Genomic DNA, 7066 nt, shown 5'->3' with positions numbered 1-7066 from the left:
TACGATGTATTTGCTCTGGTAGGCATACATTTATGATAGAGTGCCTCTTCTTTTTTGGCTAGGATTTTGTAGAAATACCACCGAGAACTATTTTACACATACCTTATATGGTGAGAAAGAGGAGATATTATAACGATGATATATAGTCTGAAGCTTCAAGATTGCGGCAGCACAAATCAAAGTTCAACGAAACTAAGAGGAATAAAAAACCATTAATCTATGTGTTTAATGCAAGATAGATCAATGGTATAAGTCTTTTCTTCATCTTTTATTGATAATTTTTGTTCAATAAGATTAATATTGCGGACATGGCCTTTAACAGTACGTACGGTGTCGTGGTTGGTGCGGTAGGCAATGGTAATATGTTTATCTGCTGAAAGCTTTTTTAATAACATTGCTTCCTCCTTTAAATATTAGACATCTTATACTTCTTTTTTACCCGAAAAATATTAAGAGAGTATGATGAACATGTTAAAGAATATAATAGTTTCGTAACATAGAAAGTATTTACCGATGAATGAGTGAAGCCAGTCGAGTTGAAAAGCAATGCTGATCTGTTCGCGAGCTTCAAGTCAGTACATTATATAAGTTAATAAGTTGACTGTTGCATGTTTTAGAAAATATTTATCAATAAAATTTTACTGATACTGATGCGCTCTCCTTTTGGCTTCCTGATATGATGGCAAAACCATCACAAACTAAAGTTCTTATATAAGAAAAACCGGGCAAAAAGCATGCCCGGTCCTTGTCCTTAGTATAGAGCATCATCCAATATGGAAGAGGCTTCATTGCCTGGTCAAGTGGAATGGAGCGCAAGGCGCGAGGGGGCTTACCACTCCCCCGCGGAACGCGAGCGGCCTGAAGCGGAATCGCGCACCGTCCCCATGATCAGAAATTTTATACTTCCTATTAAAGTAAGGTTTTTCTTTAATTTACTCGGTTATGCTTAGATTTTCAGCTTTCTTTTCTTTTAAAAAAAGACTTCGGAGGTAACCCGAAGTCATCTGGCATTGACTTGCTTCATGAGTTTTTTTATAGCTGAGTTAAGGGTAGACATTTCTTCATCCGTCATGCCAGCTGATTGAATAAGGGAGTCGGGTATACATAATGCTTCTTGCTGCAATGCCTTTCCTTTGTCTGTGATGCGGATTACGACAACACGTTCATCTTCTTTCGCACGTGTCCGTTTGAGAAGCCCTGCTGATTCCATGCGTTTTAACATGGGCGTAAGTGTACCTGAATCCAAATCGAGTAATTCCCCTAGATGCTTGACCGTGCTTTCCTCATGCTCCCATAGAACAACTAATACAAGATATTGCGGATAGGTGAGGTTGAGATCATCTAGATAAGGACGGTATAAACGCAAAATTGCTCGGGAACACGCATATATGGAAAAACATAAATGCTCCTCTAATGAGACGAATTGATCTTTTTGTACCAAAATAATATCTCCTTCCACTATATTGCTACCAATTGAATTTCAAGAAATTATAACGCGAATGCAGCTATTCAGTCAAGCTCAATTTAAAATCCAACAAATATATTTTGCAAAATTTAATTGTTGACAATATAAATAAGGTGTTATATGATGTGTACATAAGATTTTGCAAAACCTAATTTGATAAAACAGAAATGAGGAAGGAGGATCTTTTAGCTTTTAAGAGATAACGGCTTAGAATGAAATGGTTTGAAAAAGGTTAATATTAATGATCAAATATAAAAATTTTAGGAGATGTTAATAATGAAAAAGAACGTTATATTAGAACCAGCAGCACAAGAATTTGTAGAGGCGACAGCCAACCCGCCATATCTTTTTGATCTTGAGCCAGCGGAAGGACGTAAGACAGTCGATGAAGTTCAATCCGGCGACATTGCGAAACCACCGGTTGCTGTGGAAGAGGTGACTGTAGATGGTGGACCAACAGACACTGTTTTAGTAAAGGTGCTCAAACCAGAACAAGCAACAGGAAAATTGCCTGTTATCCTTTATATTCATGGTGCAGGCTGGGTATTTGGAAATGCACATACACATGATCGTTTAGTGCGAGAGCTCGCAGTAGGTGCACAAGCAGCAGTCGTTTTCCCTGAATATAGCTTATCACCAGAAGCGAAATATCCGACAGCAATTGAAGAAATTTACACGGTTCTTGATTGGATCAGCACCAATGCAGAGAAATATGATTTTGACATAGACCATCTATATGTTGGCGGGGATAGCGTTGGAGGAAACATGACTGCGGCACTGACACTGCTTGCCAAAGAAAGAAAAGGTCCAGCAATCCATAAACAGTTGCTTTTCTATCCGGTAACCGATGCTGCTTTCGATACAGAATCCTATCATGAGTTTTCGACGGGTTATTTCTTACGTCGTGATGGTATGCAATGGTTCTGGGATCAGTATACGACAAATCCATCTGAAAGAGCAGAGATTACAGCATCACCACTTCGTGCAACGAAAGAACAGCTTACGGGTCTGCCAGAAGCGTTGGTGATTACTGCTGAAGCGGACGTCCTCCGTGATGAAGGTGAAGCCTATGCTAATAAACTTCGGGAAGCTGGCGTTCCCGTTACTGCTGTTCGTTTCCAAGGTATCATTCATGATTTTGTCATGCTTAATGCGCTTGCAGATACACATGCAGCGAAGGGGGCACTATTGTTGGCGACTTCTTGGTTAAAGCAACAATAATAAAATTTGGTTAGCGCTTATCTCCATGATAGACATAGAGATAAGCGTTTTTTTATACTATACAGAATGTATCACTTCGTGACGCTCTTAAAGGAAAATAGTATAAGTTAGGCTTTGACTTTCGCCATCTAAGGCTTGGCGCCCCCCTTAATGTGTGAGTGCGAAAGCACGAACATCAGGCTGTGCTTAGTAAAGCGGTGAAGCATAAGTCAAGTTTCCTTAATGCGCTTTAATGCCAGGATTCATTTATTTTGCTGTGTGCATGCATTTTAGAGATGAGCGGATTTTTCAGGATTTCCGTGTTAGTATGAGTATGACCGATATGAAGAGGGAGATGAATGCTTTGAGTTCTTTTTGTAGTTGCTCCCATCAATCCTTTTGAAATGGTTTCATAAGGCTTAAAAACATAGCCGAAAGAAAAATGCGAAGATTCGCTTCGTCTGTCAGCACATGCAATATGTAGAGAGGTGTCCCTTTATGACCAGTAGAATGAATGCTAAGGTTGATGAATTTTTTAAACAAGCGCATAAGTGGAAGGAAGAATATACGAAGTTGAGAATGCTGGTTCTTGACTGTGGGTTGACCGAAACATTTAAGTGGAAGCATCCTTGCTATACATTTGAGGAAAAAAATATTGTATTAATACATGGATTTAAAGACTACTGTGCACTTTTATTTCATAAAGGCGCCTTGCTAAAGGATACTCATGGGATTCTTGTACAACAAACAGCGAATGTTCAGGCAGGGCGTCAGATTCGGTTCACGACTGTTCAAGAAATAATTCAAATGGCCCCCATTTTGAAGGCCTATATTAATGAAGCTATTGAAGTTGAAAAAGCCGGCCTGAAAGTTCCCTATAAAAAAGAATTCAGTCTTCCAGAAGAACTACAAAATAAATTCGACGAAATGCCCGCTTTGAAAACGGCATTTGAAGCCTTAACACCAGGACGACAGAAAGCATACATTCTCTATTTTTCGGGCGCGAAACAATCTAAAACCCGAGAAGCAAGGGTAGATAAATATGTCCAGAAAATCCTTAACGGCAAAGGATTAAATGATTGATGGACAATGGATGACACAAACGATCCGTTAATAGCCATGTCACATTGATCAAACCGCCTGATGGCTTCTGTGTGTATGATAATGAAAGCCAAGTGCAGTTAAGCACTTGGCAGGTTGTTGACATGATTATTTAAGCACTTTGACGGTAACAGTTTTACGTCCCCATTCCTGAGCTTTCTTTTGTGAGGGCATGAAGACATCAATTTTCTTGCCTTTTATGGCACCACCAGTATCCCCAGCGATGGCTGTTCCATAGCCTTCTACAGACACCTTAGATCCCAATGGAATCACCTTTGGATCAACAGAAATGACCTTCAAATTTGGGCTGTTTTTAAGATTAATTCCCGTAGCCGTCAGTCCGCTGCAACCTTCGCAACTACCGGTATAAGCCGTAGCTGACACCTTAAATGCTTTTGTGGTTGCGTTCGTCGCAGCCTCAGCTTGTGCGAGGCCGAGCTGTTGATTTGGGAAAATGATATCAGACTCTAAATGATTGTATGTTTTAAGCTGATTGACCGACAAATTGTGACTTTGAGCAATGTCCCATAGTGTATCGCCACTTTTGACAGTGTATGTATCTGTGCTTGCGAAGGCAGCGCTTGAAATACCAATACTTAAACAAAGTGCTGAACTTATTGATAAAATGAGTTTTTTCAATTGAGTGGCTCCTTTTCCTTTGAAGTTACTTTAACTTTATCATGACGATGTAACATTCATGTTTCAGAGCCTTAGTATTTCATTTACAGCTTGTTTACTAATCATTTCATAGGGGAAGTTAATGGAAAAGGAAAGAATCCTTTCTATTTGCACTTCATCTTAAGACGACTAAAGGAGAGCAATCATGGACGTAAGAATGCTGTTGATTTATAAGACTCGCCAAGGGTTAGAAGTGGGATTGAATTCTGATGAACTTTCAGCAGAAAAAGCGCTGCTCATAGCCGAAGATCTAGAACGCACAGGGAGGATTAAGCAGCTCGAATTGATTGATCAGCAAGAGAGAATGTGGAATGTCAAAACCTTGAAGCGATTTATAGAAGACATACAAGGAGAACCCCATAACATTACACTTTATTTTGATGGGGGCTTTAATGAGGAAACAAAAACTTCCGGATTAGCCTGTGTGATCTACTATGAACAAAATGGAAGAGCTTTTCGGCTACGAAAAAATGCAAAGGCAACCAACCTTTTGACAAATAATGAAGCAGAATATGCAGCCCTTGATCTTGCGCTTAGGGCATTAGAACAATTAGGAGTCCATCATTTGCAGGTGAAAATTAAGGGAGATTCTCAGGTTGTGATCAATCAATTGTTAGGGGAATGGCCATGCTTTGAAAAAGCATTAAATCAATGGGCAGACCGTATTGAAGCGAAGTTAGCGGGATTAGGGCTAACTCCGGATTATCAGCTCATATCAAGAAAACTCAATCAGGAAGCCGACCACTTAGCGACTCAAGCGCTTCAATCCATTGATATTTCAAGTACGATTGAATTAAACCAGGGCCGTGATTAAGTGTGAGTAATTCTCTTTCATTCTTCGTTGAACTTTCACTCATTAAATAGGCAATCTCGGTGAATATTATGTTTAGGCACATTATATTCAAAGGAGATTACACAAGAGTGGATTATACAAACTATGAAATCAGAGAAATTGCCGGAAAGAATGAAGAATATGAACTCATTATGTATGTCGAGGCCCCGTTAGAGGAGTTTGCCAGTGAATATGATCGCATTTTGAATGATAAAGCCAAGCTGATGACGATGGCGAAAGAGATAATAAACACACGCTATGCCTCGGTTAGGGTGACCATGTTAAAAGTGGTAATTGGCGGCATGGCAATGATATCCGCTCCGTTAATGATGGAGCACACTTCTAAGGCGAAGGCCGCTGAAATAGTGATGAAGGATGCAACTGAGAAAAAAACATCCAGTTCTATTTATTATGCGGTTGAACCAGGAGATACGCTTTGGCAGCTCTCACAAAAATTCAACACGTCTATTGATAATATTAAAAAAGCCAATCATATGACAACAGATGTGTTACAAATCAATCAACAGCTGATTATTCCGAAAGCTTTTCATGTCGTACAAACAGGAGATTATTTAACGGTATTGGCAAAAGAATATGGTATAACTGTGGATGCGATTAAAGCGGCAAATGGGATGACAACAGATCAGACGCAACTAGGTCAGACATTGATCATTCCTGCTCTTGTTAATGCGTCAACAAGCACAACGACTGTCCCCCAAACCAGTTCACCAACGGCAACACCACAGCAAACAACCTATACAGTTGTTTCTGGAGATAGCTTGTGGGCCATTGCTACAAAATTTAATATCAGCTTGGATGCGCTTCGCAGTGCGAATCACATCACAAATGATCGTTTGTTCGTTGGACAATCTCTCATTATTCCTCAGAGTACGCCAGCTTCTACAATTCAGAATACTGCGCCCTCCACCTCTTCAACGTATACGGTTGTCTCAGGAGATTCATTGTCCGTTATTGCTAAAAAGTATAACGTCACAGTTGATCAAATTAAGCAAGCCAATCATTTAACAAGTGATGTGATTCGCGTTGGACAGGTTTTAACGCTCCCAACGGCTACAACACCCACGACAGCTTCAACAGCATCAGCGGATTTACAAGCGGTTCAAAAGGATTTACAAACCCTTGGTTACTATACCGTTACAACGATGACAGGAAGCTATGATAATCCAACAACAGAAGCACTAAAAAATGTACAAAAAGATTACGGACTCCCAGTGACAGGCACGGCAGATCAAGCAACGAAAACAGTCATTGCTCATGCGTTAGTCAAACACGATTTGGTTAAGGATACTAAAAATTATCTAGGCGTCCCATATCTGTGGGGCGGGACAACTCCCAAAGGCTTTGACTGCTCGGGTTTTGTTTACTATATGTTTAATCAGCACGGTGTGTCGATGTCCCGTAATACATCGGCAGGTTTATATACAACAGGCACAGCGGTAAGCTCTGCACAGCTACAGCCTGGTGATTTAGTATTTTTTGCTGTCAATACACCAGGAACCATTTCCCATGTAGGTTTTTATATTGGTAATAATCAATTTGTATCCGCAACAAGTTCAAGTGGAATTGCGATTGCATCAATGGATAATTCATATTGGAAGAAGTATTATGTTGGAGCAAAGCGGGTCTATTGAGAAGGAGTACAAAAATAAGGGGGCTGACAGCATTGATATGCTCCCCTTACGGTAGACAGATTAAAAAACAAAAATCTGTTTTACCGTAAGGGGAGTTTTTCTGTGTCTAAGAGAGGATACACCGTCGAGTTTAAATAT

The 7066-nt window shown here is 40.0% G+C and carries 7 protein-coding genes; 4 read left to right on the top strand and 3 right to left on the bottom strand.

Annotated features, from left to right (window positions below; translation table 11 throughout):
- Nucleotides 1-212: 212 nt before the first annotated feature.
- Together IEW82_RS19755 and IEW82_RS19750 are read right to left on the bottom strand one after the other, a co-directional pair.
- Entirely contained in the window at nucleotides 213-395 is a 183-nt protein-coding gene (locus IEW82_RS19755; protein ID WP_188699096.1) for a hypothetical protein, read from the bottom strand.
- Nucleotides 396-1000: 605 nt separating this feature from the next.
- Complete coding sequence (locus IEW82_RS19750; protein WP_188699094.1) at nucleotides 1001-1441, bottom strand: MarR family winged helix-turn-helix transcriptional regulator; 441 nt, start codon at nucleotides 1439-1441, stop codon at nucleotides 1001-1003.
- Between the two features lie 300 nt (nucleotides 1442-1741).
- Between IEW82_RS19750 and IEW82_RS19745 the strand changes: the two genes are divergently transcribed.
- Complete coding sequence (locus IEW82_RS19745; RefSeq protein WP_188699092.1) at nucleotides 1742-2686, top strand: alpha/beta hydrolase; 945 nt, start codon at nucleotides 1742-1744, stop codon at nucleotides 2684-2686.
- A 477-nt stretch (nucleotides 2687-3163) separates the two neighbouring features.
- Nucleotides 3164-3748, top strand: coding sequence for a YdeI/OmpD-associated family protein (locus IEW82_RS19740; protein ID WP_188699090.1), 585 nt, complete (start codon nucleotides 3164-3166; stop codon nucleotides 3746-3748).
- 126 nt (nucleotides 3749-3874) lie between these two features.
- Here the strand turns inward: IEW82_RS19740 and IEW82_RS19735 are convergent, their stop codons facing one another.
- Nucleotides 3875-4405: a 3D domain-containing protein gene (locus IEW82_RS19735; protein WP_188699088.1), complete on the bottom strand. Its 531-nt coding sequence runs from the start codon at nucleotides 4403-4405 to the stop codon at nucleotides 3875-3877.
- 184 nt (nucleotides 4406-4589) lie between these two features.
- Here IEW82_RS19735 and IEW82_RS19730 point away from each other — a divergent pair, with 184 nt between their 5' ends.
- Nucleotides 4590-5258 carry a reverse transcriptase-like protein gene (locus tag IEW82_RS19730; protein WP_188699086.1) on the top strand — a complete coding sequence of 223 codons (669 nt, stop codon included), beginning with the start codon at nucleotides 4590-4592 and terminating at the stop codon, nucleotides 5256-5258.
- Nucleotides 5259-5365: 107 nt separating this feature from the next.
- Nucleotides 5366-6928, top strand: coding sequence for a C40 family peptidase (locus IEW82_RS19725; RefSeq protein WP_229672835.1), 1563 nt, complete (start codon nucleotides 5366-5368; stop codon nucleotides 6926-6928).
- Nucleotides 6929-7066: the final 138 nt, after the last annotated feature.

This window comes from Pullulanibacillus camelliae (assembly GCF_014642655.1).
GTDB lineage: Bacteria > Bacillota > Bacilli > Bacillales > Sporolactobacillaceae > Pullulanibacillus > Pullulanibacillus camelliae.
Note: the sequence above shows the minus strand (reverse complement) of the source record. Positions and strands in the feature narration are given on the sequence as shown.

What these genes read in the sequence shown, in the direction of transcription:
- IEW82_RS19740 (WP_188699090.1), top strand. Translation starts at nt 3,164, where the DNA reads ATGACCAGTAGAATGAATGCTAAGGTTGATGAATTTTTTAAACAAGCG.
- IEW82_RS19730 (WP_188699086.1), top strand. Translation starts at nt 4,590, where the DNA reads ATGGACGTAAGAATGCTGTTGATTTATAAGACTCGCCAAGGGTTAGAA.
- IEW82_RS19745 (WP_188699092.1), top strand. Translation starts at nt 1,742, where the DNA reads ATGAAAAAGAACGTTATATTAGAACCAGCAGCACAAGAATTTGTAGAG.
- IEW82_RS19755 (WP_188699096.1), bottom strand. Translation starts at nt 395, where the DNA reads ATGTTATTAAAAAAGCTTTCAGCAGATAAACATATTACCATTGCCTAC.